Source organism: Sphingopyxis sp. NFH-91 (assembly GCF_021401285.1).
GTDB classification, from domain to species: domain Bacteria; phylum Pseudomonadota; class Alphaproteobacteria; order Sphingomonadales; family Sphingomonadaceae; genus Sphingopyxis; species Sphingopyxis terrae_A.
The window spans coordinates 13,180-36,417 of record NZ_JACBGA010000014.1 but is presented as its reverse complement, the minus strand read 5'-3'; the positions used below and the strand labels follow the sequence as shown (position 1 = coordinate 36,417).

Annotated in this window: 27 protein-coding genes; 10 read left to right on the top strand and 17 right to left on the bottom strand. The window is 66.3% G+C overall.

The genetic code is table 11. The features are described from left to right. The first annotated feature begins 4 nt into the window (after positions 1–4). Positions 5–874, top strand: coding sequence for a phenylalanine 4-monooxygenase (gene phhA, locus L0963_RS18680; protein WP_234181148.1), 870 nt, complete (start codon positions 5–7; stop codon positions 872–874). Between the two features lie 3 nt (positions 875–877). Here the strand turns inward: phhA and L0963_RS18675 are convergent, their stop codons facing one another. The 5 genes from L0963_RS18675 to L0963_RS18655 form a co-directional block, all read right to left on the bottom strand. Further along, the gene (locus tag L0963_RS18675) at positions 878–1,849 is read right to left on the bottom strand and encodes a 50S ribosomal protein L11 methyltransferase (protein ID WP_234181146.1); all 972 of its coding nucleotides are present in this window, start codon (positions 1,847–1,849) and stop codon (positions 878–880) included. Continuing rightward, positions 1,846–2,760 carry a subclass B3 metallo-beta-lactamase gene (bla, locus tag L0963_RS18670; RefSeq protein WP_234181144.1) on the bottom strand — a complete coding sequence of 305 codons (915 nt, stop codon included), beginning with the start codon at positions 2,758–2,760 and terminating at the stop codon, positions 1,846–1,848. The genes L0963_RS18675 and bla overlap by 4 nt, the downstream gene beginning before the upstream one ends. Continuing rightward, complete coding sequence (locus L0963_RS18665) at positions 2,750–3,457, bottom strand: SDR family NAD(P)-dependent oxidoreductase (protein WP_234181142.1); 708 nt, start codon at positions 3,455–3,457, stop codon at positions 2,750–2,752. Before L0963_RS18665 ends, bla begins: the two co-directional genes overlap by 11 nt. 51 nt (positions 3,458–3,508) lie before the next feature. Next, positions 3,509–4,861: a methyl-accepting chemotaxis protein gene (locus tag L0963_RS18660; RefSeq protein ID WP_234181140.1), complete on the bottom strand. Its 1,353-nt coding sequence runs from the start codon at positions 4,859–4,861 to the stop codon at positions 3,509–3,511. Positions 4,862–4,989: 128 nt separating this feature from the next. Further along, positions 4,990–5,463 carry an Lrp/AsnC family transcriptional regulator gene (locus L0963_RS18655; RefSeq protein ID WP_003042965.1) on the bottom strand — a complete coding sequence of 158 codons (474 nt, stop codon included), beginning with the start codon at positions 5,461–5,463 and terminating at the stop codon, positions 4,990–4,992. Between the two features lie 158 nt (positions 5,464–5,621). Between L0963_RS18655 and ald the strand changes: the two genes are divergently transcribed. The 5 genes from ald (at position 5,622) to sdhA (ending at position 9,786) form a co-directional block, all read left to right on the top strand. Further along, the gene (gene ald, locus L0963_RS18650) at positions 5,622–6,737 is read left to right on the top strand and encodes an alanine dehydrogenase (RefSeq protein WP_234181138.1); all 1,116 of its coding nucleotides are present in this window, start codon (positions 5,622–5,624) and stop codon (positions 6,735–6,737) included. A 27-nt stretch (positions 6,738–6,764) separates the two neighbouring features. Then, positions 6,765–6,995 carry a hypothetical protein gene (locus tag L0963_RS18645; RefSeq protein ID WP_186401180.1) on the top strand — a complete coding sequence of 77 codons (231 nt, stop codon included), beginning with the start codon at positions 6,765–6,767 and terminating at the stop codon, positions 6,993–6,995. 146 nt (positions 6,996–7,141) lie between these two features. Next, complete coding sequence (sdhC, locus tag L0963_RS18640) at positions 7,142–7,585, top strand: succinate dehydrogenase, cytochrome b556 subunit (protein ID WP_062901051.1); 444 nt, start codon at positions 7,142–7,144, stop codon at positions 7,583–7,585. Beyond that, positions 7,578–7,982: a succinate dehydrogenase, hydrophobic membrane anchor protein gene (gene sdhD, locus L0963_RS18635; RefSeq protein WP_003042951.1), complete on the top strand. Its 405-nt coding sequence runs from the start codon at positions 7,578–7,580 to the stop codon at positions 7,980–7,982. Before sdhC ends, sdhD begins: the two co-directional genes overlap by 8 nt. A gap of 1 nt (position 7,983) precedes the next feature. Next, complete coding sequence (sdhA, locus tag L0963_RS18630; RefSeq protein ID WP_234181136.1) at positions 7,984–9,786, top strand: succinate dehydrogenase flavoprotein subunit; 1,803 nt, start codon at positions 7,984–7,986, stop codon at positions 9,784–9,786. Between the two features lie 50 nt (positions 9,787–9,836). Here the strand turns inward: sdhA and L0963_RS18625 are convergent, their stop codons facing one another. From L0963_RS18625 to leuC, 5 genes are all read right to left on the bottom strand, one after another. Further along, positions 9,837–10,130 carry a hypothetical protein gene (locus tag L0963_RS18625; RefSeq protein ID WP_234181134.1) on the bottom strand — a complete coding sequence of 98 codons (294 nt, stop codon included), beginning with the start codon at positions 10,128–10,130 and terminating at the stop codon, positions 9,837–9,839. Between the two features lie 85 nt (positions 10,131–10,215). After that, a complete protein-coding gene (locus tag L0963_RS18620; RefSeq protein ID WP_326490205.1) occupies positions 10,216–10,425 on the bottom strand; it encodes a DUF167 domain-containing protein in 210 nt (69 codons plus the stop codon). Positions 10,426–10,493: 68 nt separating this feature from the next. After that, entirely contained in the window at positions 10,494–11,489 is a 996-nt protein-coding gene (locus tag L0963_RS18615) for an NADPH:quinone oxidoreductase family protein (RefSeq protein WP_062903020.1), read from the bottom strand. 27 nt (positions 11,490–11,516) lie between these two features. Next, positions 11,517–12,113 (bottom strand): 3-isopropylmalate dehydratase small subunit, encoded by a 597-nt coding sequence (leuD, locus tag L0963_RS18610; RefSeq protein WP_003042939.1) that lies wholly within the window; start codon positions 12,111–12,113, stop codon positions 11,517–11,519. Next, entirely contained in the window at positions 12,110–13,540 is a 1,431-nt protein-coding gene (leuC, locus tag L0963_RS18605; protein WP_186401177.1) for a 3-isopropylmalate dehydratase large subunit, read from the bottom strand. Before leuC ends, leuD begins: the two co-directional genes overlap by 4 nt. A 135-nt stretch (positions 13,541–13,675) precedes the next feature. Here leuC and L0963_RS18600 point away from each other — a divergent pair, with 135 nt between their 5' ends. After that, positions 13,676–14,194, top strand: a complete 519-nt coding sequence (locus tag L0963_RS18600) for a sterol desaturase family protein (protein ID WP_062901048.1) — start codon at positions 13,676–13,678, stop codon at positions 14,192–14,194. 120 nt (positions 14,195–14,314) lie between these two features. On the opposite strand, the gene L0963_RS18595 is transcribed toward L0963_RS18600, so the two are convergent. From L0963_RS18595 to L0963_RS18575, 5 genes are read right to left on the bottom strand one after another with little or no spacing between them, the layout of a single operon-like run. Further along, positions 14,315–14,995: a glutathione S-transferase family protein gene (locus L0963_RS18595; RefSeq protein ID WP_234181131.1), complete on the bottom strand. Its 681-nt coding sequence runs from the start codon at positions 14,993–14,995 to the stop codon at positions 14,315–14,317. A gap of 13 nt (positions 14,996–15,008) precedes the next feature. After that, a complete protein-coding gene (locus L0963_RS18590) occupies positions 15,009–16,274 on the bottom strand; it encodes a serine hydrolase domain-containing protein (RefSeq protein WP_234181129.1) in 1,266 nt (421 codons plus the stop codon). A gap of 25 nt (positions 16,275–16,299) precedes the next feature. After that, positions 16,300–16,941, bottom strand: a complete 642-nt coding sequence (locus L0963_RS18585; RefSeq protein WP_003042921.1) for a CoA transferase subunit B — start codon at positions 16,939–16,941, stop codon at positions 16,300–16,302. 1 nt (position 16,942) lies between these two features. Next, positions 16,943–17,842 (bottom strand): HAD family acid phosphatase, encoded by a 900-nt coding sequence (locus tag L0963_RS18580; protein WP_234181128.1) that lies wholly within the window; start codon positions 17,840–17,842, stop codon positions 16,943–16,945. Next, on the bottom strand, positions 17,839–18,549 hold the full coding sequence (locus tag L0963_RS18575) for a CoA transferase subunit A (protein WP_186401173.1): 711 nt from the start codon (positions 18,547–18,549) through the stop codon (positions 17,839–17,841). Before L0963_RS18575 ends, L0963_RS18580 begins: the two co-directional genes overlap by 4 nt. Positions 18,550–18,662: 113 nt before the next feature. Between L0963_RS18575 and L0963_RS18570 the strand changes: the two genes are divergently transcribed. Together L0963_RS18570 and L0963_RS18565 are read left to right on the top strand one after the other, a co-directional pair. Then, positions 18,663–19,556, top strand: coding sequence for a LysR family transcriptional regulator (locus tag L0963_RS18570; protein ID WP_234181125.1), 894 nt, complete (start codon positions 18,663–18,665; stop codon positions 19,554–19,556). A gap of 98 nt (positions 19,557–19,654) precedes the next feature. Beyond that, on the top strand, positions 19,655–20,464 hold the full coding sequence (locus tag L0963_RS18565; RefSeq protein ID WP_062901042.1) for a universal stress protein: 810 nt from the start codon (positions 19,655–19,657) through the stop codon (positions 20,462–20,464). Between the two features lie 110 nt (positions 20,465–20,574). Here the strand turns inward: L0963_RS18565 and L0963_RS18560 are convergent, their stop codons facing one another. Further along, a complete protein-coding gene (locus L0963_RS18560) occupies positions 20,575–21,225 on the bottom strand; it encodes an HAD-IA family hydrolase (protein WP_234181123.1) in 651 nt (216 codons plus the stop codon). Between the two features lie 118 nt (positions 21,226–21,343). Between L0963_RS18560 and L0963_RS18555 the strand changes: the two genes are divergently transcribed. After that, positions 21,344–22,090, top strand: coding sequence for an SDR family oxidoreductase (locus tag L0963_RS18555; protein WP_234181121.1), 747 nt, complete (start codon positions 21,344–21,346; stop codon positions 22,088–22,090). A 31-nt stretch (positions 22,091–22,121) separates the two neighbouring features. Here the strand turns inward: L0963_RS18555 and L0963_RS18550 are convergent, their stop codons facing one another. Further along, positions 22,122–23,228, bottom strand: a complete 1,107-nt coding sequence (locus L0963_RS18550) for a DUF2855 family protein (RefSeq protein ID WP_062901040.1) — start codon at positions 23,226–23,228, stop codon at positions 22,122–22,124. Positions 23,229–23,238 lie beyond the last annotated feature (10 nt).

The window sequence follows — 23,238 nt, the reverse complement described above, 5'->3', positions numbered from 1 at the left end:
ACGCATGGAAAGCCAGTTTACGCACGTCCACGACACGCCGCCGCCGGGCGCCGCGGCGGATTGGACGATATCGCAGGATTGGGACGCCTTTACCGCCGACGAGCATGCGATGTGGGACCGGCTGTTCGCGCGCCAGTCCGAGATGCTGCCGGGACGCGCCGCCGACGCCTTTCTGCGCGGGATCGACGTGCTCAAGCTCGAAAAGCCGGGCATCCCCGATTATCGCGAACTCAATGCGCGGCTGATGGCGGCGACGGGGTGGCAGGTCGTGGCGGTGCCGGGGCTTGTCCCCGATGACGTGTTTTTCGACCATCTGGCGAACCGGCGCTTCCCGGCGGGCAATTTCATCCGCACACCGCAGCAGCTCGACTATCTGCAGGAACCCGACGTCTTTCACGACGTGTTCGGCCATGTCCCGATGCTCGCCGACCCGATATTCGCCGATTATATGGTCGCTTATGGCGAAGGCGGCCTCAGGAGCCTGCAGTTCGACGCGCTGAAGCAGCTCGCGCGGCTCTATTGGTACACGGTCGAATTCGGGCTGATCCGCGAGGGCGGCGACCTGCGCATCTATGGCGCGGGGATCGTCTCGTCCTACGCCGAAAGCGTCTTCGCACTCGATTCGGACAGCCCCAACCGCATCGGTTTCGACCTGGCGCGCGTGATGCGCACCGATTACCGGATCGACGATTTCCAGCAGAATTATTTCGTGATCGATAGTCTGGACCAGCTTCTGGAGACGACGGTCAACACCGACTTTGCTCCTCTCTATGCCGCGAACGCCGCGCTGCCGCCGATCCCGATCGCCGACATCCTGCCGGACGATAGCGTCATCACCCGCGGCACGCAGGACTATGCGGCGGCGAAAGCCTGATTTTCACCAGCTCCCGAAGCTCGCGTCCGAGGGGCTGGCGCGGTGCAGGGCGCGTTCCTTGCGGCGGTAGCCGTAGCGCCGCCGCTTGGTGAGCAGCAGACAGGGCCATTCCGCGCTGCCGCCGCGCGCGGACAGGCGAAAGCCGTGCGCGCGATAGGCGGCGACTACGGGATCCATCTGGCGCGCGATCAGGCCGGCAAGAATGGCGCGGCCGCCGGGTGCGGTCGCAGCGGCAATGTCGGGAGCAAGAGTGATGAGCGGCCCGGCGAGAATATTGGCGATGACGAGGTCATAGGGCGCCCGGTGCCTTATGGCCGGATGGTCGGTCCCCGGCGCGACCGCCAGCGCGAGCCGGCCGCCGCCGCGGCCCAGTGGCACATCGTTGATCGCGGCATTGTCACGCGTGACGAATATGCTCGCCGGGTCGATGTCCGACGCGATGACGCGCGCGCGCGGCCATAGCGCCATGGCGGCGAAGGCGAGCAGGCCCGTGCCCGTCCCGATGTCGGCGATATTGCGCGGTGCGGCGCCCACGCGGTCGAGGCGGTCGAGCATCGCGAGGCAGCCCGCGGTCGTGTCGTGCCCGCCGGTGCCGAAGGCCTGGCTCGCATCGATCAGAAAGGATGTCGTGCCCGGCGGGACGCGGTCGGCATAGCTGCTGGTGTGGACGAAAAAGCGTCCGGCGCGCACCGGCTCGAGCCCCTGCTGCGACAGCGTGACCCAATCTTCTTCGGGCAATTCGGCGACGGTCGGCGCGACGCCCTTCGCGCTCGGGGCGAGCGATTGGATCAGCCGCAGCAGATCATCGCCCGGCGCGTCGTCCATATAGGCGTCGAGCTGCCACGTTCCGGCCTCTTCGTCGATCTCGCGCGTCACGACGACCGGCGCTTCAGGGGCCGCATCCAGCGCCGGGATTTCACCCGACAGCGCTTCGGCCTCCGCACGCGTGCAGGGCAGCGAGACGATCCAGCTCATCGCGTTGCCGCTTCTTTCGCCAGCCGATCGTCGAGTCGCTTGCCTGCTGCCGCGGCATAAGCGGCGCAGCCATCGGCGGCGGCAAGCTTTGCCTCGCCCGCCAACCGCGCGAACAAATTGCTCGCGCCGGGATGCGGGGTGACCAGAATGTCGCAGGGCAGCGTCGGCACCCTGGCAAAGGTCGCGCGCAGCATCGCGACATAGTCGGGATGGTCGCTGAAGCGGTAGCCGTCGGCCGAAATAGCGGTCAGGCTGTCGACATAGGCGATGGTACGGCAGGCGGCGCCTTCGCACGATTGCCACGTCCAGCTCGTGCTGCCCGGCGTGTGGCCGGGGGTCGCGTGCGCGGTGATCCGGATGTCGGCAAAGGCGATCGGCTGTCCGTCGCGCAGGCGCTGTGCGACCGGCACGGCGGTGAAGCTATCGAGGGCGCCGCGCTGCGGATCGCGCGGGTCGGGGGTTCCGCTTTCGAGCTGCGGCGCGGCGTCGGCAAGCGCGATCACCGGCGCGCCGGTCGCGGCATGCAGCGCCGCGAGACCGCCGACATGATCGAAATGTTCATGGCTGGTGAGGATCGCGCGGATGCGCTTGGGATCGAAGCCCAGCGCGCGGATATTGGCAAGGATCGCAGGCGCCGCTTCGGCGGTTGCGGCATCGATCAGGATCGGTCCGGCCGGTGCGTCGATGAGCAACGCGGTGATGCCGCAGGTGCCGACATAATAAGTGTTGCCGAACAGCTTGGCCGGCGGCGCGGGATCGCTCCAGCCGTCGCGATCGGCGCAGGCGGCGGCGAGCACCTTGCCCGTCGGGGCAGGAGGCGCCGCGGCCGGAGCGCTCGCCTGCGGCGCGCATCCCGCAGGCATCGGGGCAGCAAGCATCAGGGCGGCCAGGGCAAGACTTTTAGCGGACATAGCTGGCTCCATTGGCATCGAGGATCGCCCCGGTCATCGACGGCGGCGCCTCGAGCGCGCACCAGCGCGCCATTTCGGCGATTTCCTCGGGGCCCGCCACGCGGCCCAGCGGGATGTCGGCGAGCAATGTGTCGCCGCCCCGGCTGGCGAGATAGTCCTCGGCCATGCCGGTCATCGTGAAGCCCGGGCAAATGGCGAAGGCGAGGATGCCTTCATGAGCATAGCCGCGCGCAATCGTCTTGGTCATTGCGACCATGCCCGCCTTCGATGCCGCATAATGCCAATGCGCGGGACTGTCGCCGCGATAGGCGGCGCGGCTGGCAATATTGACGATCCGGCCATGGCTCGTGTCGCCTGCGGCCCGGCGCGCCTGCCAGTGCTGCACCGCGCGGCGGCACAGCTGCGCGGCGGCGGTCAGGTTGATCTGGAGGGTCCGGTTCCAGCTTTCGAGCCAGTCGGCGTCGCTGCTGTCGATCGGATTCGCTTCGAAAACGCCGGCATTATTGACGAGCACGTCGATCCGGCCGTCGAGCCGGTCGAGGCTTTTGGCCCATAGTTGGTCCGCAATCGCAGGGTCGCCAAGGTCGCCGTCGGCGCTCGACAGCGCGGCGACCTTCGCCGCGTCGGTCGCAAGCGCGTCGGCGATGGCCGCACCAATGCCGCGGCTCGCGCCGGTAATCAGGATGTGGGTTTTCATCCCCCCGCCTTAGGCGAGCGGCGGGCCGCTTGCCAAGCAGGGCGCGACGGATCAGGCGACGCGGCGGCTGAATTCGCTCGCGGCGGTTTCCAGTGCCTGCAGCCGCTCGCCCATCTTGGAAAATTCCTGGCTGAGCACGCTGATTTCGCTGGCGACGGTGCCCGAATCGTTGCGGATGCTGGCGATGGTCGACGACATGCTGTCGGCGGCGAGCGCGGTTTCGTCGACGGCGGCGGTGATCGAGGTGACCGTCTGCGCCTGCGCGTCCATCGCATCGCGAATTCGCTGCGCCGACTGCTGCACCTCGATGATCGTCTGCTGGATCGACTGGTTGGCCGCGACCGACCCGCGCGTTGCCTGCTGGATCGCGGTGATCTTGCCCGCAATATCGTCGGTCGCGCGCGCGGTTTCGTTGGCGAGGCTCTTCACTTCCTGCGCGACGACGGCAAAGCCGCGGCCCGATTCGCCCGCGCGCGCCGCCTCGATCGTCGCGTTGAGCGCGAGGAGGTTGGTCTGGCCCGCAATTTCGCGGATCAGGCCCAGAATGGATTCGATCGATTCGGCGTGACGCGACAGCGCGTCGGACATGGCCACCGCTTCGCCCGCCTGTTCGGAGGCGCGCGTCGCGACGCTGGCCGATGCTTCGACCTCGGTGCGGGCATCCTCGATCGCGCGGATCAGCCCGGCGGCGGTCGATGCGGCTTCGCGCATCGCCATCGCCGATTGCTCGGACGCCGCGGCGACTTCGCTCGTCTTGGCGATCATGCCGCGCGCGGCATGATCGGCCGATGTGGCCTGTTTGGCGAGCTGCTGGCGCACCCCGTCGCTGTCCTGGACCAGCGAGGCGATCGAGCGGTCGAAATCGCTCGCCAGCGCCTGTCGCTCCTGCGAGATCGCTGCCCGGTCGAGCTTTTCGGCATAGGCGAGCATGATGTCCATTTCGAGCAGCGCGAGACGGTTGATCGCCGCGGTCAGGCGTGTCTGGCGCGCCGTGTCGCCGGCGCACGCCTCGATCACATAATGGATGGCCAGCTTGTGGCTCTCGCCGATGCACGACAGCACGGTCGCGATCGGCAGGCCGACGCGCAGCGCCATATGGGTGTTCTGGCACGCGATGGTCGCGGCCTCCTGCCCCGCGGCGTCGGCATATTTGGTCTGCATGTGCCGCGCGCTGCCGCGAATATAGGATTCAAGCAGTTCACCCTCGATCTTGCGGGTGACGATGGGCAGCGCGTTGAAGGCATCCCAATAGGCGGTCGCCAGCTGCGTCTCCAGCCCCGACAGGATCATGTGCACTTCGGCCCCGTCGGCGGCGAGCCGGCCGTCGAGGTCATAGGTCGGGAAGCGATCGGCCATCAGAACGGGCTCGATTTGCTGCTTATGAATCGGATTTTCCTTCACCATGATCCTGTTCCCTTGCCGACCCCGGGACGCGCAGGTCTGTCGCCCGCCATCATCCCAAACTGCGTCTGCCGGATATGGAAGGAAATTGGTAAATTCACCGTTAACCAGCGCGGCCGGTTTCGCTCGGTTCAGCGGCGCTCGGTGGGTTGGACGGGATAGCCTTCGAAGCCCTTTATGGTGCGCAGGGCAAAGGCGCTGTGCATCGCGGCGACACCCGGAAGGCGCGACAGGCAGTGGCGGTGCAGCCGGTCGAAATCGGCGACATTGCGCGCAGCGACGCGCAGCCGATAGTCGGACGCGCCTGACAGCAATTGGCACTCGAGGATTTCGTCGAAGCTTTTGACCGCGCTTTCGAAAGCGGTGAGCGCCTCTTCGCTCTGCGAGGTCAGGCTGATGTCGACGAACACGTCGAGCCCGAGGCCGATCGTGTCGGGGGCGATGCGCGCGGCATAGCCGGTGATGATCCCCGCCGCCTCCATCGCGCGGATGCGGCGATGGCAGGCGGAGGCCGAAAGTCCGACCCGTTCGCCCAGTTCAGCGACGGGTTTTGGCCCCTCGCGCTGCAACAGGTTAAGCAGCTTTGCATCGATTCGATCGATCATGTCGCGTGTTCATCCAGAATGACGCAAAAATATTGCGTGTTTATCGTTATGCGAACGATAGTTTGCAAGCAAATCCCGCCGATACGCTGTTATGTTTGCCCGAAGGCTTCGGATAGGCGAAAATGCGCGCGTCCGTTCCGGCAAATCGGAGAGACAGCATGATCATCGGCACCCCCAAGGAAATCAAGAATCACGAATATCGCGTCGGCCTGACGCCCGAGAGCGCCCGCGAACTGGTGGCTCATGGTCACCGCGTCCTCGTCCAGACCGGCGCGGGCGAGGGCATCGGCGCTCACGACCGCTTCTATGTCGAGGCGGGCGCCGAGATCGTCGACAGCGCCAAAGAAATTTTCGCGACCTGCGAAATGGTCGTGAAGGTCAAGGAGCCGCAGGCGGTCGAGCGCGCGATGCTGCGCGAAGGCCAGATTCTCTATACCTATCTTCACCTTGCGCCCGATCCCGAGCAGACGCGCGATCTGATGAATTCGGGCGCGGTGTGCATCGCCTATGAAACCGTGACCAGCCCGCATGGCGGCCTGCCGCTCCTGAAGCCCATGAGCCAGGTCGCGGGGCGCATGTCGATCCAGGCCGGCGCGACCGCGCTTGAAAAGGCGCATGGCGGCCGCGGCGTGCTGCTCGGCGGCGTGCCGGGCGTGGCGCCGGGCAAAATCTGCGTGATCGGCGGCGGCGTCGTCGGCTTCAACGCGGCGCAGATGGCGGCGGGGCTGGGCGCCGACGTCACGATCCTCGATCGCGATCCCGAAGTGCTCGAACGCGTCGGCACCTTTTTCGAAGCGCGCGCGAAGACCCGCTTTTCGAACCGCGCGAACCTTGCCGAATGCGTCGCCGAGGCCGATCTGGTCATCGGCGCGGTGCTGATCCCCGGCGCCGAAGCGCCGAAGCTCGTCACGCGCGACATGCTGAAGACAATGCGCCCCGGATCGGTCCTCGTCGACGTCGCGATCGACCAGGGCGGCTGTTTCGAGACGAGCCATGCGACCACGCACGCCGATCCGACCTATGTCGTCGACGGCATCGTCCATTATGCGGTCGCCAACATGCCCGGCGCCGTCGCGCGCACGAGCACCTATGCGCTCAACAATGTCACCCTGCCGCACGCGCTGCGCATCGCCGACCTCGGCTGGAAAGAAGCGCTGCGCCGCGATATGCATCTTTCGCAGGGCCTGAACGTATGGAATGGTAAGGTGACGTTCGAAGCCGTAGCCGAAGCGGTGGGAACGGACTATGTGCCTGTCGAGCAGGCACTCGCCTGACGCCAGACCATAGGATCAAGAGAGACGATGACCGACCAAGTGCCGCCTCCCCCGCAAGACGAAGAAGAAAATGAAGTGCTGCGCGCCGCGCGCGAGCAGCAGGCCCAGAAGGAAGCCGCCGAGGCGACCGAGGCGGCCGACCGGGAGGCGGCGAAAGGCGGCCGCAAGATCGGCTGGAAGACGGCGGCGGGGATCGGCGTCGGTTCGGCCGCAGTGCTTGCGGCGCTGCTCTACGCGAACCGCGACAAGATCAAATAAGGCGCGTCGGCCCCGGACGATCCTTCGATCCCGGGGCCGGCTGCCTGCGATTTCTTGCCTCCATCGCCCCCTAAGCAATTGCATATCGTGCGCGCGGCGCTAAACCGGCGCCCATCGACCGACTAGAGTCACGGAATGGGGCTGATATGGCTGGCAAAGAACCGAGCGGGCGTCCGCTCTCGCCGCACCTCCAGGTGTATAAATGGGGGCCGCACATGGCGGTCTCGATCTTTCACCGCGTCAGCGGTGACGGGCTGGCCATCGTCGGTGCGCTGATGTTCCTCGGCTGGCTCGGCGCGATCGCGGCGGGCCCCGAGGCCTATGCGGCCTTCGTCGCCTGCGTCTGGCACGACCCTGCGGGCGGCGGCGTGCATCAGGTCACCAATATTCTGGGCAAGATCGTGCTCGTCGGTCTGACCTGGGCCTTTTTCCAGCATCTGTTTTCGGGGCTGCGCCACTTCGTCCTCGATACCGGCGCGGGTTATGAACTCAAGGCCAACAAGCTCTGGTCGACCGTCGTGATCGTGGGCGCGATCCTCGCGACCGCCGCGACCTGGCTCTATATCGCCAAGGAGGCGCTCAATGGGTAACGGAACGCCTCTCGGCCGGGTTCGCGGACTTGGCGCTTCGCACCACGGTACCGGCCACTGGCTGCAGCAGCGGCTGACCGCGCTCGGCAATGTGCTGCTCGTCACCTGGTTCGTCGTCTCGCTGCTCCGCTTGCCGCTCGGCGACCATGCCGCGCTGATGCAGTGGGCGTCGAAGCCGATGGTCGCCTTTGCGCTGATCCTGCTCGTGGTCAGCGTCTTCTGGCACCTGCGCCTCGGGCTGCAGGTGCTGATCGAGGATTATGTCCACGGCGAAGCGACGCGTCTGCTGTCGATCGTCCTGTTGAATTTCTATGCGTTCGGCGGCGCGGCCTATGGCATTTTCGCGATCGTGCGCATCGCGCTGGCGCCCGCCGCGCTCGGCCCGGGGGGCATGTGATATGACCGAAGCCTACAAGATCATCGACCACACCTATGACACCGTCGTCGTCGGCGCCGGCGGTTCGGGCCTGCGCGCCACGATGGGCAGCGCCGAGGCCGGCCTGCGCACCGCCTGCATCACCAAGGTGTTCCCGACGCGCAGCCACACCGTTGCGGCGCAGGGCGGCATTGCCGCCAGCCTCGGCAACAACAGCCCCGACCATTGGCAGTGGCATATGTACGACACCGTCAAGGGCTCCGACTGGCTGGGCGACCAGGACGCGATCGAATATATGGTGCGCGAGGCGCCCGCCGCGGTCTACGAACTCGAACATGCCGGCGTGCCCTTTTCGCGCAACGCCAATGGCACCATCTATCAGCGCCCGTTCGGCGGCCATATGCAGAATATGGGTGAAGGCCCGCCGGTGCAGCGCACATGCGCCGCCGCCGACCGCACCGGTCACGCGATGCTCCACGCGCTCTATCAGCAGAGCCTGAAGTATGACGCGGACTTCTTCATCGAATATTTCGCGCTCGACCTGATCATGGAAGACGGCGTGTGCCGCGGCGTGATCGCGCTGTGCATGGAAGACGGCAGCATCCACCGCTTCCGCAGCCAGGCGGTCGTGCTCGCGACCGGCGGCTATGGCCGCTGCTATTTCACCGCCACCTCGGCGCATACCTGCACCGGCGACGGCGGCGGGATGGTGCTGCGCGCGGGCCTGCCGCTCCAGGACATGGAGTTCGTCCAGTTCCACCCGACCGGCATCTACGGTGCGGGCGTCCTCATCACCGAGGGCGCGCGCGGCGAGGGCGGCTATCTCACCAACTCCGAGGGCGAGCGCTTCATGGAACGCTATGCCCCCTCGGCGAAGGATCTGGCGTCGCGCGACGTCGTGTCGCGTTCGATGGCGCTCGAAATCCGCGAAGGCCGCGGCGTCGGTCCGCACAAGGACCATATCTTCCTGCACCTCGATCATATCGATCCCGCGGTGCTGGCGGAGCGTCTGCCGGGCATCACCGAAAGCGGCAAGATTTTCGCGGGCGTCGACCTGACGCGCCAGCCGCTGCCGGTCGTGCCGACGGTCCATTACAATATGGGCGGCATTCCCTGTAACTATCATGGCGAAGTCGTGACGCTGAAGGACGGCAACCCCGATGCGGTCGTCCCCGGCCTGTTCGCGGTCGGCGAGGCGGCGTGCGTGTCGGTCCATGGCGCGAACCGCCTCGGCTCGAACAGCCTGATCGACCTTGTCGTCTTCGGACGCGCGACGGGGCACCGGCTCAAGGAACTTGTCGCGCCCGGCGCCGCGCAGCCTGCGCTGCCCAAGGACAGCGCCGACCTCGCGCTTGGCCGCCTTGACCATTTCCGCAACGCGAGCGGCGGTTCGCCGACCGCTGAAATCCGCACCGAGATGCAGCGCGCGATGTCGCAGCATGCGGCGGTTTTCCGCACCGACGAGCTGATGGCCGAGGGCAAGGACAAGCTTGCCAAGACCTATGAGCGCATGACCGACGTCCATGTCGCCGACCGCAGCCTGATCTGGAACACCGATCTCGTCGAAACGCTCGAGCTCGACAATCTGATCGCGCAGGCGACGGTGACGATGCATTCGGCGTTCAACCGCAAGGAAAGCCGCGGCGCCCACGCGCACGAGGATTTCCCGAACCGCGACGATGCGAACTGGATGAAGCACACGATCAGCTGGTTCGACGGCTGGGGCGGCAAGGACGGCAAGGTGACGCTCGATTACCGCCCGGTCCACGAATATACGCTGACCGACGATGCCGAATATATCAAGCCGAAGGCGCGCGTTTACTGAGGAAGTGTTTGTGACCGGGCGCCTTCGGGTGCCCGGATCGGCCGCTCGGCCTATTTGCCCAAAATATTGTCGATCGGATTGAGGTCGGAAAAGGGCCTGTCGACCTGCAGGCCCATCAGCCACAATTTGTAGCAGGCAACCGCGAAGAACATCAGCGCGATCGTCCACACAATGATCGTCTTGATGATGCGCCAGCGCTTTTCTTCATAGGCGGCGCGCGCGCGCGCCTTGTGATCGATGCCGAGTTCGCCCTCGAACTCGGCAATCAACTGCGCACGGCGAGTCCGCGAAATATTCGCAAGGCTCATCGCCTGCCCATCACTGGCCGAACGGGGGTCCGCCATCGTTGATCCCTGAATCCCAATAGTCCTGCATTGAACGATAGGGGGGAGCCCCTGATAAATGGTTAAGCGGGGCCTTGCTTTGCGATCAGTCGAGCGCGACCGCGACCAGTTTTATCCGCGCCGTTGCGCCGCGCAGCAGCGTCAGATCGCGGCGTGGCCGGCCGAGCGCGGCCGCGAGCAGGCGCAGCACCGCCTCGTTGGCGGCGCCGTCGGCGGGCGGGGCGGTGACGCGCAGCAAAACGGTGCCGGCATCGATCCGTACCTCGTCGCGCCCCGCGCCGGGCGTCACGCGCACCTCGATCCGGCCGGTCGGCCGCGCCAGTGCGTCGAGCGCCTCGGTCAGCGCGGGATCGGGGCGATATTTCAGATCGTCACGACCAGCTTGCCGACCGCGCTGCGGTCGCCGAGCTTGGCGATCGCCTTGCCGCCATCGGCCAGCGCGAAGCGTTCGGTGACGCGCGGGCTGATCTTGCCCTGTTCCCAAAGCTGGAACAGGCGCGCGATATTGGCGCGGTTGCGCTGCGGCTCGCGGGCGGCGAAGGCCCCCCAGAAAACACCGGCGACGTCACAGCTCTTGAGCAGGGTCAGGTTGAGCGGCAGGCGCGGAATGCCCGCGGGGAAGCCGACAACGAGGTAGCGTCCTTCCCATGCGATCGAGCGCAGCGCCGGTTCGCAATAATCGCCGCCGACCGCATCGTAGATCACATTGGCGCCGTCGCCGCCGACCGCCGCCTTGAACGTGTTGGCGAGCGCTTTCGAGGCCTCCTTGTCGAACGGCTGATAGCCATAGACGACGACTTCGTCGGCGCCGGCCTGACGTGCGATGTCGGCCTTTGCCTCGCTCGATACGCCGGCGACGACGCGCGCGCCGAATGCCTTGCCCAGTTCGACCGCGGCAATGCCGACTCCGCCCGAGGCGCCAAGGACGAGCAGCGTATCGCCTTCCTCGATATGGCCGCGATCGACCAGCGCATGAATGCTGGTGCCATAGGTCATCAGGAGCGCCGCGCCTTCGGCAAAGTCGCGCCCTTCGGGCAGCGGATAGCTATTGGCGGCATTGACCAGCGCCGCCTCGGCCATGCCGCCGTTGCCGCACGCCGCAATCACCCGGTCGCCGACCTTGAAATCGGTCACGCCTTCGCCGACCTCGGCCACGATGCCCGCGACCTCGCCGCCCGGGGCGAAGGGGCGCTGCGGCTTGAACTGATATTTATCCTCGATGATGAGCACGTCGGGGAAGTTGACCGCGCAGGCCTTCACATCGACGACCATCTGCCCTTTGCCGGGGGTGGGGCGCGCAACCTCGCCCAGTTCGAGCGTTTCGGGGCCGCCGGTCGCGGTCGACAGAAGAGCCTTCATCATCGTCTCCTTTTCCTGTTTCGTTGGTTATTCGGTGAGCGCGGGCTGCAGCCAGGGCCGCTCGGCCGCTAGTTTTGCCTCATAAGCGTCGATCGCCCCGCCGCTCTTTTCGGTGAGCGAGATCTCGTCGAGACCGCCGAGCAGGCACATCTTGCGGAACGGGTCGATTTCGAAGGTGAAGCGATCCTGAAAGGGCGTCGTCACCGTCTGCGTGTCGAGGTCGACGTGAATCGGATCGGTTGCCGCGACCTCGATCAGCCGGTCGACCGCCGCCTGCGGCAGCACCACGGGCAAGATGCCGTTCTTGACCGCATTGCCCGAGAAGATGTCGGAATAGCTGGGCGCGATGACGACGCGGATGCCAAGGTCGCCGAGCGCCCAGGCGGCATGTTCGCGGCTCGACCCGCAGCCGAAATTGTCGCCCGCGATCAGGATCGGAGCGCCCTTGTTCTCGGGGCGGTCGAACAGATTGTCGGGATCGGCGCGCAGGCTTTCGAACGCGCCGCGGCCCATGCCTTCGCGGCTCGTGGTCTTGAGCCAGTGCGCGGGAATGATGACGTCGGTATCGACATTCTTGAGCCCGAGCGGAATCGCGCGGCCTTCGACCTTTTCCAGTGGGGTCATGCCATCAACTCCCGCACGTCGGTGAGCTTGCCGGTCACCGCCGCCGCCGCCGCCATGGCGGGGCTGACAAGATGCGTGCGGCTGCCCGGACCCTGGCGGCCGACGAAATTGCGGTTGCTCGTCGATGCGCAGCGTTCGCCTGCGGGCACCTTGTCGGGGTTCATCGCAAGGCACGCCGAACAGCCCGGCTCGCGCCATTCGAGCCCTGCGTCGATGAAGATGCGGTCGAGCCCTTCGGCTTCGGCCTGCGCCTTTACCAGGCCCGATCCCGGAACGACGATCGCCCAGCGGACATTGTCGGCCTTTTTGCGGCCCTTGATGACCGCAGCGGCAGCGCGCATGTCCTCGATCCGGCTGTTGGTGCAACTGCCGATGAAGATGTTCTCGATCGCGACGTCCTGCATTCGCGTGCCGGGTTCGAGGCCCATATAGGCAAGCGATTTGGCGGCGGCGGCCTGTTTCGACGGGTCGGCAAAGCTCGCAGGATCGGGAACGAAGCCGGTGATCGGCACCACGTCCTCGGGGCTGGTTCCCCAGGTAACGCTCGGTGCAATGTCGGCAGCGTCGATGACGACGGTCTTGTCATAGCTGGCGCCCGGATCGGTCGCGAGGCTGCGCCAATAGGCGACCGCAGCCTCCCAGTCGGCCCCCTTCGGCGCGTAGGGGCGGCCCTTCAGATAAGCGAAGGTGACATCGTCGGGTGCGATCAGGCCAGCGCGGGCGCCGCCCTCGATTGCCATGTTACTGACCGTCAGACGGCCCTCGATGCTGAGGCCGCGAATCGCGCTGCCGGTATATTCGATGACGTGGCCGGTACCGCCAGCAGCGCCGATCACGCCGGTGATGTGAAGGATGATGTCCTTCGCGCTGACGCCGGGCCCGACATCACCCTCGACGCGCACTTCCATCGTCTTTGCGGGCTGGAGCAGCAATGTCTGCGTCGCCAGCACATGCTCGACCTCGCTCGTTCCGATGCCGAAGGCGAGCGCGCCGATGCCGCCGTGACAGGCGGTGTGGCTGTCGCCGCAGACGATCGTCGTGCCGGGCAGGGAGAAGCCCTGTTCGGGGCCGACGACATGGACGATACCCTGCTCGGGCGCCACCGCGTCGATGTAGCGAATGCCATATTCGGGTGCGTTCTTTTCGAGCGCCGCCAATTGCGCCGCGCTTTCGGGGTCGGCGATCGGCAGCCGATTGCCCGCCGCATCGCGCCGCGCCGTCGTCGGCAGATTATGATCGGGAACCGCCAGCGTCAGGTCGGGACGGCGCACCGTGCGGCCGCTCGCGCGAAGCCCGGCGAAGGCTTGCGGACTGGTGACTTCATGGACGAGGTGGCGGTCGATGAAGATCAGGCAGGTACCGTCGGGGCGCTGTTCAACGACATGCGCGTCCCAGATTTTCTCATAAAGCGTGCGGGGCCGAGTCATGCGGGTTCACTTACGCTGCCCACACAACTTTGCAAGCGAGTGGCGATCAAAAACGCAATTTTCGGTCGCCGATACCCATAGCGGGGAATGAGGAGATGATGGCGCGGCTGCCTTAACCGGCCTATACTCTCCCCCATGTCGACGCTCGCCATCATCGCCCTTGTCCTTGCCACCGTCATCGCGATGGAGGGCGTCGCCTGGGCAAGCCACAAATATATCATGCACGGCTTCGGCTGGGGTTGGCACCGCGACCATCACGAACCGCACGGGCGTCGGCTGGAGAAGAACGACCTGTTCGCCATCGTCGGGGCCGCGATGAGCATTTCGATGTTCGCGATCGGTAGCCCAATGATCTTCGGTGCGGCGGCGTGGGAACCAGGAACGTGGATCGGCCTCGGTATCCTTTGCTATGGCATCATCTATACGCTGGTGCATGACGGGCTGGTCCATCAACGCTATTTCCGCTGGGTACCGCGGCGCGGCTACGCCAAGCGGCTGGTGCAGGCGCACAAGCTGCACCATGCGACGATCGGCAAGGAAGGCGGGGTCAGCTTCGGCTTCGTCTTTGCACGCGATCCGGCCAGGCTGAAGGCCGAATTGAAGGCGCAGCGTGAAGCAGGCGTCGCCGTGGTGCGCGAGGCGCTGGCGGACTGAACCTCGTCATTGCGAGGAGCGAAGCGACCAAGCAACTTCCGGCTGGCGGCGTTAAATTCCGATCGCTGGAGATTGCTTCCCCTGGCTTTCGCCGGGGTCGCAATGACGAAGGAGGAGGGCTCAGGCCGTCCGGTAATCCGCCGTAATTACCCCGGCTGCGGCCAGCTCGGCTTCGTGGCTTTCTTCGCGCCACTCTTCGGCGAGCGCCTGCCGCTCCCATTCGCGCATGGCGGGGTGCGCCAGCATATGGTCGACCCACGCCTGTCCCGCGCCGACGTCGAGGCCGTAAGTGCGGATACGAAAGGCGACCGGTGCGAAAAAGGCGTCGGCGGCCGAGAAGTCGGCGCCGGCGAGCCATGGGCCGCCGAACTTCGTCAAACCTTCCTCGAACAGCTCGCGGATGCGCGCGACATTGGCGGTGAGGGCGTCCGACATCGGCTTGGGCGTCACGCGGACGCCGACATTCATCGTGCAATCGTTGCGGAGCGCGGCAAAGCCGCTGTGCATTTCCGCCACCGCGCATTGCGCCCAGGCGCGTGCGTCGGGATCGTCGGGCCAGACGCCATCGTGCCGGTCGGCGAGATAAAGCGTAATGCCGAGCGAGTCGTAGATGGTGCGCCCCTCGTGGAGCAGCGCCGGAACCTGACCAGTCGGCGAAAAGCTGCGGAAGGCGTCGTAATTGACGGGTTTGGCGAAAGGCTCGACGCGATCCTCGAAGCCGATGCCGAGCCCTTTCATCAGCATCCACGGGCGCAGCGACCAGCTCGAATAATTGCGGTTGGCGGTGATCAGCACATACATGCGTGGTGGCTCCTCACCCATTGCTGTCGTCGGCGCTGGGGGCGGTCGCGACGGGCGCGCCCTTGAGCTTGGGCAGTTCGCTGAGGTCGAGCCAGGCCGCATCGGCGCGCTTGTGGTAGCTGTCGAGTGCGGCAAATGGGATGCGGAAGGGGAAGCCCCAGTCGCTGTTCCACAGCGCGACGACGCCGGTGCGCGTCGCGGGTTCGAAGATCATCGTGGCGCGATAACCCGACACCGCGCCCGAATGGCCCTGGAGGTGGAGCCCAGCATAGGTGAAGTTACGCCAGCCGAGGCCATAGGAGGCATCGCCGATCGCCTGCCGCAACGCGCCGCCATAGAGCCGCGCTGTGCCGACGCGCGGCTGATGGGCGATTTGCAGCACATCCTTCGGCAGAACGTCGGGGCGATTACCCATCATCGCCTGCATCCAGGTCGCGAAATCGACGATATCGCTTTCGACGCCGGCGGCGGCGGGGACGCGCCAATAGGCTTCCTTGACCGGCTGGACGTGGCGCCCGCGGTGCGGCCGTGCCCAATCCTTCGCGCCCGTTAGCCGCTCTGCGCCATAGCCGGCGCTGACCATTCCGAGCGGCAGGAAAAAGCGGTCCTCGACGGCATCGCCGAAGGATTTGTGCGCCGCGGCGCCCAGAATCTCGCTCGCCGTGTCGAAGGCGACATTCTGATAGGTGTGGCAGGTGCCGGGCTCGCATTGCAGCGGCGCGCCGGCGAGGCTGGTGCGCAGGAGCGCCGGGCTCTGCCCTTCCTCCAGCTTTTCGTCATAGGCATTTTTGGTGAGGCCGGTGCGCTGGGCGAGCAGTTCGGCCAGCGTCACATGCGATTCGGCGCCGCCGGGGAGGCGCAGCGAACTGTGCCAGCTTGCGACCGGCCGGTCGAGGTTCACCGCGCCATCCTTGCTCAGCGCCGCGGCCAGCGCGCCGGTCGCGGTCTTGGACACCGACGCCCAGCGGAACAGCGTGTGCGGGGTCACCGGCGCGCCGCTATCGGCGTCGGCGACGCCGTAGGTGCGTACGAAGCTCAGCTTGCCGTCCTCGACAACCGCCACCGCCAGCCCTGCCATTTCGGGGCGGGCGGCGAGATCGGTCAGTTGCCGGTCGAGCGCGCGATAGTCGATCCGCCCGCGCCATTTGTCGGGCGTGTCGGGCAGATTTTCAGGAGCGGCGAAGGGAATCGGCACGCTTGCCAGTGGCTGGCTGTCGCCCAGCGCCTGAACTCCGAACCAGCCGGCGAAAACGAGCGCGCCGGCCGCAATCAATATCATCAAAGCACGCAGCATGGACTCTCGATCAGACGGCGACCTCATATTTGGCCGTCGTCTTAGCTGCGACTTCGTCCGCCGTCACCCCCGGTGCGAGCTCGATCAGCCGGAACGGGCTGTCATGATCGTCGCGTTTGAACACCGCGAGGTCGGTGATGATCATGTCGACGACATTCTTGCCGGTCAGCGGCAGGGTGCAGGCGGGGATGAATTTGGGGCTGCCGTCCTTGGCATTATGTTCCATTACGACGATGATCTTCTTGACGCCGGCGACCAGATCCATCGCGCCGCCCATGCCCTTGATCATCTTGCCGGGGATCATCCAGTTGGCGATGTCGCCATTTTCGGCGACTTCCATCGCGCCCAGCACAGTGAGGTCGATATGCCCGCCGCGGATCATCGCGAAGCTTTCCGCCGAGCTGAAATAGACCGACTGCGGCAGTTCGCTGATCGTCTGCTTCCCCGCATTGATGAGGTCGGCGTCTTCCTCTCCCTCGATCGGGAAAGGGCCGATGCCAAGCATGCCGTTTTCCGACTGCAGCGTCACGTCCATCCCGTCGGGGATGTGGTTGGCGACCAGCGTCGGGATGCCGATGCCCAGATTGACGTAAAAGCCGTCCTGTAATTCCTTCGCGGCGCGCGCCGCCATATCATCACGCGTCCAGGCCATGTCAGTTCGGCTCCCATTGTTTGTCGGAGGGGAAGATGTCGGCAAAGCCGCCGCGGATCGACGGGCCATAGACGGGATTGGAGAAGAGGAACCAGCCATGGCCCCACAGCCCCGCGACCGGTCCGCTCGTCGCCATCGTCCTGCGGTCGGCGACCGACAGACCGCGCGCGTTGAACGCCTGCGCGAAATCGCCAAGCTGGTCGCCGCCCATCGCGATCACGCACCAGCGCGAGGCGATCAGCGCCCGGCGTCCGTCCTTGCTCGCGCCGTCGGGCGTGTCGCCCATCAGGAACAGCGTCTCACCATGCTTGAAATCGCCGAGGCCCGCGGCGCGCAGCGTATCCTCGCTGCCCTTGGGATTGGCGGCGCTGCGGTTGGTGTTGACGATGATCGTCACCCCCGCACCGCGCATGATCGCCAGCGCGTCGATGACGCCGGGCATCGCCACCGCCTTGCCGGCGCCGGTCTTTTCCCACTGGTCCCAGACGGCAGGATCGAAATCCTTCCCCTGCTCGGCAAAGTAGCGCATCGCGCCCACGTTCCAGATCAGCGTCTCGTCGGCGTCGAACACCGCCGCGAGCGGCTTGTCCCCGCAATAGTCGAACTTCGGCGCGACAGGCGTCGATCCTTCGGCGAGCACGACCTGGCGGCGCGGCGCCGCCGAAATCGCGGCCATGCGGACATAATCGGCCATGGTGCGATAGACCTGCGCTGAGGCGATCGCGCCCTCCGCCGAACCATAGAGCCATTGCTGTCCCGCCGGCGGCGAGGTCGGCGTCGGCTTTTCACCGACCTGCGAGGCGATCACCTCGGCGCTGGGCGCCGCGGGCGCCGTCGTCGCAGCGGTCTGGGCGCAGCCGGCGAGCAGCAGGCCGGCCGAAAGGGCAAGCGCGCGCATCATGCGGCTTCCCGCGGGCGTACGGTGCGGAATTCGATCTTCTTGTCATAGGGCGCGCCGACGATCAGGCGCTTCACATAGATGCCGGGCAAATGGATGCAATCGGGATCGAGGCTGCCGACGGGGACGATCTCCTCGACCTCGGCGACGCAGATCTTGGCCGCGGTCGCCATCGGCTGGTTGAAGTTGCGCGCGGTCTTGCGGAAGATCAGATTGCCGCTTTCGTCGGCCTTCCAGCCCTTGACGATCGCGAGGTCGGCAAAGATGCCGCGTTCGAGGATATAATCCTGCCCGTCGAAATTCTTGACCTCCTTACCCTCGGCCACCGCGGTGCCGACGCCGGTCTTGGTATAGAAGCCGGGGATGCCCGCGCCGCCCGCGCGGCAGCGTTCGGCGAGTGTGCCCTGCGGACAGAATTCGACTTCGAGCTCGCCGGCCAGATACTGCCGCTCGAACTCCTTGTTCTCGCCGACATAAGAGGAGATCATCTTCTTGACCTGCCGCGTACGCAGCAGTTTGCCGAGCCCTTCGCCGTCGATGCCGGCATTGTTGCTGGCGATGGTGAGATCCTTTGTCCCGGCGTCGCGGATCGCGTCGATCAGCCGTTCGGGAATGCCGCACAGGCCGAAGCCGCCCGCGCAGATTTGCATGCCGTCGAAGAGCAGCCCTTCGAGCGCGGATGCTGCATCGGGATATTGCTTGTTCGCCATGACGGGACTCCCTTCCTCTGATCGGCTCGCGGATCGGCCCACTGATCGGCGGCGACCTTGGCGCAAATAAATCATCAATTCTAATTGTTCTATTTTTCGATTATCCATAACCGATGTCGATCAATCGCATCTCCATCTATCATCTCGAAACCTTGCTGTGGATCGACCGGCTCGGCACTTTCTCGGCGGCTGCCGAACGGCTCAACACGACGCAGCCCGCGGTGTCGGCGCGGATGCGCGAGCTGGAGCAGCGCCTGGGTTCGACGCTGTTCCGCCGCGACGGGCGCACCATGTCGCTGACCCCGGCGGGACGTAAACTCGTCAATGACTGCACCCCGCTGCTGCGCGACATGCAGCTCGCGCTGCTCGGCAGCGGCGGCTTCAACGAGGCGAGCGGCGTAGTGCGGATTGGCGCGGGCGAGATCGCGGCCGCAAGCTGCCTGCCGCCCTTCGTTGCTTCGCTGAAAGCCGACATGCCCAATGTCGCGCTCGAGATCGAGATCGACCTGACCGCGAATCTGATCCAGCAACTGCTGACCGGCCGCACCGACCTGGCCTTCGCGGCCGGGCCGATCGCGCACCCAGCGCTTCGGACCAGCCCGATCGGCGAGGTTGCGCTGCTCTGGCTCGCCAACCCGGCGGTCGCCGCGCTGTTCGAGCGCGGAACGGGCGAACAGCAGGTGCCCGTCTGGTCGCTCGCCAGCCCTTCGCCGATCCACGGCCGGATGCGCGAGGCGATCGCGGCGTCGCGGATCGCGCAGAAATCGCTGAACCTGTGCAACAACGCCCGGATGATGATCGACATCGCACGCGCCGGCGGCGGTGTCGGCATCTTTCCCGAACCGATGGTGCGCGCGGAGGTTGCCGCAGGCACGCTCGTCGAACTGGCGGGGCTGCCCGCGCTCGCGCCGGTCGAATTCCGCGTCGCGATGCGCGTGTCCGATACCGAACCGGTGCTGACGCGCATCTTCGATCAGGCCGCGGGCCTCAGCCTGACCGCGGGATAGCGCGGCACGCGAAGATTCGCCGCTTTTGACCCCGGTCAATGAACGATAGGTTCGCGCGGCGCATTATTCTGATGTTCACTGGATAAAGGAGGCCCCCAATGCGCTCAATTCTGGTTCACGCCGACAGCGATGCCGCGTCCGAAGGACGTTTGCAGGTCGCGCTTGATTGCGCCCGCCGTTTCGAAGGCCATGTCAGCCTGCTCATCGCGACGCCGCTGCGCGAATTCGTCAGCTTCGATCCGTTCGGCGGCACCTATTTCGCCGCCGAGGCGCTGGCGAAGGCGCAGGCCGACGATCTGGCGCTCGAAAGCCGGCTTGCCGACCGGCTGGCGAAGGAAGATGTGCCGTGGGACATCGAAATGGCCGACGGTGAAATCGTCAGCGCCTTGTCGGGCGCCGCGACGCTCGCCGATCTGGCGATCGTCAGCCTGCCCAAGGCGAAGGGGGATTTCCGCAGCGGCCCGCCGATGCTCGCGGGCGATCTTGCGCTGACCGCGTCGGTTCCGGTTCTGGCGCTGCCGCAGGACAGCAAGGCGCTCGATTTCGACAAGCCGGCGCTGATCGCGTGGAACGGCAGCCCCGAAGCCGCCCATGCGGTGCGCGCCGCGGTTCCCTTTCTGAAGGACCGCCCGGTCGTGATCGTCACGATAGGCGGCGACGAGGGCGATTTCGCGGCCGAAGATGCGGCGCGCTATCTGTCGCGTCACGGCATCCACGCCGAACTGCGCGCGATCGAGCGCGGTGCCGAAACCCCCGAGGAGCGGATCGAAAAGGAAGCCGGCGCGCTTGATGCCGGTCTGATCGTGATGGGGGCCTTCGGTCGCAGCCGGCTGCGCGAGACGATCTTCGGCGGCGCCACGCAATATCTGGTGACGGGCGGCCGCTATCCGCTGCTGCTCGCGCACTAGGCCGGAAAGACAGGCCTGGACGACGGCGAACGACCGAAGCCTGCCACATCCATCCGCGTCATCCCGGATCAAGTCCGGGATGACGCGGGCCAATGTCCCCTTCTGGACCCTCAGGGTAGCGGCACGCCCAGTGCGGCGGACAGGTCGGCTAGCGCCTGTTCGCCGCTCGTCACCTTGATCGCGTGCATGCCGAGCCCGGCGGCGGGCTTGCAGTTGATGCCGAGGTCGTCGAGGTAGATGCACGCCGCGGGTTCGACGCCCAGCGCCGCACACATCATCTGATAGATGCGCGGGTCGGGTTTGCGCACGCCGACCTTCGACGATTCGATGACATGGTCGAAGCGCGCCATGATCGCCGCGACTTCGGCCGCCATCGCCTCGCTGCGCGCCATGCCGGCGCCCTTGCCCGACGGCACATTGTTGGTGATGCAGCCGATCGTGAAGCCGCCGGCCTTCAGCGTGTCGAGCGCCGCGACCATTTGGGGGCGCACCGCGCCGGCGAGGACTGCCAGAACCGCTTCGCCTTCGAGGTCGTGACCCAGCGCGCGCGCTTCTTCGGCGAACAATGTGTCGAACGTCGCGGCGTCGATCTCGGCGCGCTCGAACAGCGCCCAGGCATTGGCGTCGGGATTGCGCGCATTGACGCCGCGCACGAAATCGCGGGGTAGCCCGCGTTCGGCCTCCAGCCGGTTGAACGCCTCGAAGGGCGAGGCGGTGATGACGCCGCCGAAGTCGAAGATCACATGCGTATATTGAGCCATGCCGACGGCCATGCCGCGCGCTATCGTCCAAGATCAAGCGAATTTGACCGCATCTTTCGGGACGCCGCGCCCCTGCCGCTACGGCAAGGGGCGGCGCTGTTCATTCACCGGAGGATTTATGCTACTCGAAGGAAAGACCGCCATCATCACCGGCGCCAGTTCGGGAATCGGGCGCGCCGCCGCGCGGCTGTTTGCGCGTCACGGCGCGCGGCTCGTGCTCGGCGGACGCGACCGGGCGCGACTTGATGCCGTGGTCGCCGAAATTGCCGCCGATAACGGAACGGCGCGCGCGGTCGCGGGCGACGTTGCCGATGCGGCGACGCACGAGGCGCTGGTTGCCGCCTGCGCGCCGTGGGGCGGGCTCGACATAGCCTTCAACAACGCGGGTACGGTCGGCGCGCTCGCCCCGCTCGCCGATCAGGCGCCGGGCAATTGGGACGCGGTGATCGCGGCCAATCTGACCGCCGCCTTTCTGGGCGCCCGCGCGCAGATTCCGTCGATGCTGGCGCGCGGCAAGGGCGCCCTGATCTTTACCTCAAGCTTTGTCGGCAACAGCGTCGGCCTGCCGGGCATGGCCTGTTACGGCGCTGCCAAGGCGGGGCTGCTCGGGCTCGTGCGCGGGATCACCGCCGATTATGGCGCGGCGGGCATTCGCGCCAATGCGCTGATCCCGGGCGGGACCGATACGGCGATGGCGGGCGATGCCGAGTCGAAGGCATGGGCCGCCGGCCTGCACGCAATGAAGCGCATCGCCGAGCCCGACGAGATCGCGCAGGCGGCGCTGTTTCTGGCGAGCGACATGGCGAGCTTCGTTTCTGGATCGGCGCTGTGGGCCGAAGGCGGCAACGCCGCGGTCAAGCTCTGACCGGGAGGGGGACGCAGGAGGGGGCGCTGCGTCAGGGGATGACCAATATCCCCGCCGCGGGATCGGCGCGTCCCGACAGCATTTCGCGATAGGCATCGAGCGCCGCGGCGCTACCTTCGCGCCGGTCGATGCGCGCGATGCGCGGCGCAACCGCCATGAAGCCCAGCCATGCCTCGGCGATCCGCTGCCCGAAGCCCGCGGCGCCCCAGTCGCCGACGCGCTTCTGGCTGCGGCCGGGGGCGAAGAAGCCCTGCCGTTCGGGGCCGGCCAAGGCCGCAGCGTCGGCCTCGGCGTCCCAGTGCGATTTGCCGACGATGATCGACACCTTGAGCGCATCGCCGAAATGTCCGTGCACCGCGCGGGTGACCGCGCCATTGCCCGCCATGTCGACAAAGGCCGACGGCACCGCAGCGTCGAGCATAGCGATATCGTCATAGGCGATCACACGGTCGTAGATGCCCTGCGCGGCCAGCGCCGCGACATTGGCCTTGCTCGTCAGTCCGATGCTGACGGGGCGGGGCCCCGCACGCTGGGCGAGCGCGAAGCCGAGGCCGATCGCGGTCTTGCTCGACGCGCTGGCGATCAGGATCTGGTCGGCGCCATAATCGCCTTCATCCTCGAACTGGTCGGCGATCAGCCAGCCGGTGAGGAAGAGCGGACGGAAGATCGGCCAATAATCATGATGATCGGCGCGATAGTCGGGCAAAGCCTCGATCCGCTGATATTGATTGTAAATGGGGGGCAGGGTGGTGCGCCGCGGCGTGATGTCGGTGAAGCCGCTGGCGCCGATCTTGCCCGCGCTGAGCACCGCATGGCTTGCCATCGGATAATAGCCGTAAAAGCGATCGCCGGGCGCGATGCCCTCGGCGGCGCTCTCGATCACGGTGGCGAACCCCCAGACAGGCAGGCGGGCGGGCGCATCACGCTCGGCGAAAAAGTCCCAATAACCCTGGTCGTTGCCGAACAGCCCCGCAGGCTTGCCGAAGACGGCGTAGGTTATGTTGTTCGCGGTCATCGCATAGCTGTCGACGCGCACACGAACCTCGCCGGCGCGCAGCGGCGCATGATCTGCCCGTGCAAGTGCCGCCTTCGAAATCGTGTCGCGATCGATGTCGATGGTCCAGGCCGTATCGTTCATGCTTCTCTCT

What these genes read in the sequence shown, in the direction of transcription:
- phhA (WP_234181148.1), top strand. Translation starts at nt 5, where the DNA reads ATGGAAAGCCAGTTTACGCACGTCCACGACACGCCGCCGCCGGGCGCC.
- L0963_RS18675 (WP_234181146.1), bottom strand. Translation starts at nt 1,849, where the DNA reads ATGAGCTGGATCGTCTCGCTGCCCTGCACGCGTGCGGAGGCCGAAGCG.
- bla (WP_234181144.1), bottom strand. Translation starts at nt 2,760, where the DNA reads ATGTCCGCTAAAAGTCTTGCCCTGGCCGCCCTGATGCTTGCTGCCCCG.
- L0963_RS18665 (WP_234181142.1), bottom strand. Translation starts at nt 3,457, where the DNA reads ATGAAAACCCACATCCTGATTACCGGCGCGAGCCGCGGCATTGGTGCG.
- L0963_RS18660 (WP_234181140.1), bottom strand. Translation starts at nt 4,861, where the DNA reads ATGGTGAAGGAAAATCCGATTCATAAGCAGCAAATCGAGCCCGTTCTG.
- L0963_RS18655 (WP_003042965.1), bottom strand. Translation starts at nt 5,463, where the DNA reads ATGATCGATCGAATCGATGCAAAGCTGCTTAACCTGTTGCAGCGCGAG.
- ald (WP_234181138.1), top strand. Translation starts at nt 5,622, where the DNA reads ATGATCATCGGCACCCCCAAGGAAATCAAGAATCACGAATATCGCGTC.
- L0963_RS18645 (WP_186401180.1), top strand. Translation starts at nt 6,765, where the DNA reads ATGACCGACCAAGTGCCGCCTCCCCCGCAAGACGAAGAAGAAAATGAA.
- sdhC (WP_062901051.1), top strand. Translation starts at nt 7,142, where the DNA reads ATGGCTGGCAAAGAACCGAGCGGGCGTCCGCTCTCGCCGCACCTCCAG.
- sdhD (WP_003042951.1), top strand. Translation starts at nt 7,578, where the DNA reads ATGGGTAACGGAACGCCTCTCGGCCGGGTTCGCGGACTTGGCGCTTCG.
- sdhA (WP_234181136.1), top strand. Translation starts at nt 7,984, where the DNA reads ATGACCGAAGCCTACAAGATCATCGACCACACCTATGACACCGTCGTC.
- L0963_RS18625 (WP_234181134.1), bottom strand. Translation starts at nt 10,130, where the DNA reads ATGGCGGACCCCCGTTCGGCCAGTGATGGGCAGGCGATGAGCCTTGCG.
- L0963_RS18615 (WP_062903020.1), bottom strand. Translation starts at nt 11,489, where the DNA reads ATGAAGGCTCTTCTGTCGACCGCGACCGGCGGCCCCGAAACGCTCGAA.
- leuD (WP_003042939.1), bottom strand. Translation starts at nt 12,113, where the DNA reads ATGACCCCACTGGAAAAGGTCGAAGGCCGCGCGATTCCGCTCGGGCTC.
- leuC (WP_186401177.1), bottom strand. Translation starts at nt 13,540, where the DNA reads ATGACTCGGCCCCGCACGCTTTATGAGAAAATCTGGGACGCGCATGTC.
- L0963_RS18600 (WP_062901048.1), top strand. Translation starts at nt 13,676, where the DNA reads ATGTCGACGCTCGCCATCATCGCCCTTGTCCTTGCCACCGTCATCGCG.
- L0963_RS18595 (WP_234181131.1), bottom strand. Translation starts at nt 14,995, where the DNA reads ATGTATGTGCTGATCACCGCCAACCGCAATTATTCGAGCTGGTCGCTG.
- L0963_RS18590 (WP_234181129.1), bottom strand. Translation starts at nt 16,274, where the DNA reads ATGATATTGATTGCGGCCGGCGCGCTCGTTTTCGCCGGCTGGTTCGGA.
- L0963_RS18585 (WP_003042921.1), bottom strand. Translation starts at nt 16,941, where the DNA reads ATGGCCTGGACGCGTGATGATATGGCGGCGCGCGCCGCGAAGGAATTA.
- L0963_RS18580 (WP_234181128.1), bottom strand. Translation starts at nt 17,842, where the DNA reads ATGATGCGCGCGCTTGCCCTTTCGGCCGGCCTGCTGCTCGCCGGCTGC.
- L0963_RS18575 (WP_186401173.1), bottom strand. Translation starts at nt 18,549, where the DNA reads ATGGCGAACAAGCAATATCCCGATGCAGCATCCGCGCTCGAAGGGCTG.
- L0963_RS18570 (WP_234181125.1), top strand. Translation starts at nt 18,663, where the DNA reads ATGTCGATCAATCGCATCTCCATCTATCATCTCGAAACCTTGCTGTGG.
- L0963_RS18565 (WP_062901042.1), top strand. Translation starts at nt 19,655, where the DNA reads ATGCGCTCAATTCTGGTTCACGCCGACAGCGATGCCGCGTCCGAAGGA.
- L0963_RS18560 (WP_234181123.1), bottom strand. Translation starts at nt 21,225, where the DNA reads ATGGCTCAATATACGCATGTGATCTTCGACTTCGGCGGCGTCATCACC.
- L0963_RS18555 (WP_234181121.1), top strand. Translation starts at nt 21,344, where the DNA reads ATGCTACTCGAAGGAAAGACCGCCATCATCACCGGCGCCAGTTCGGGA.
- L0963_RS18550 (WP_062901040.1), bottom strand. Translation starts at nt 23,228, where the DNA reads ATGAACGATACGGCCTGGACCATCGACATCGATCGCGACACGATTTCG.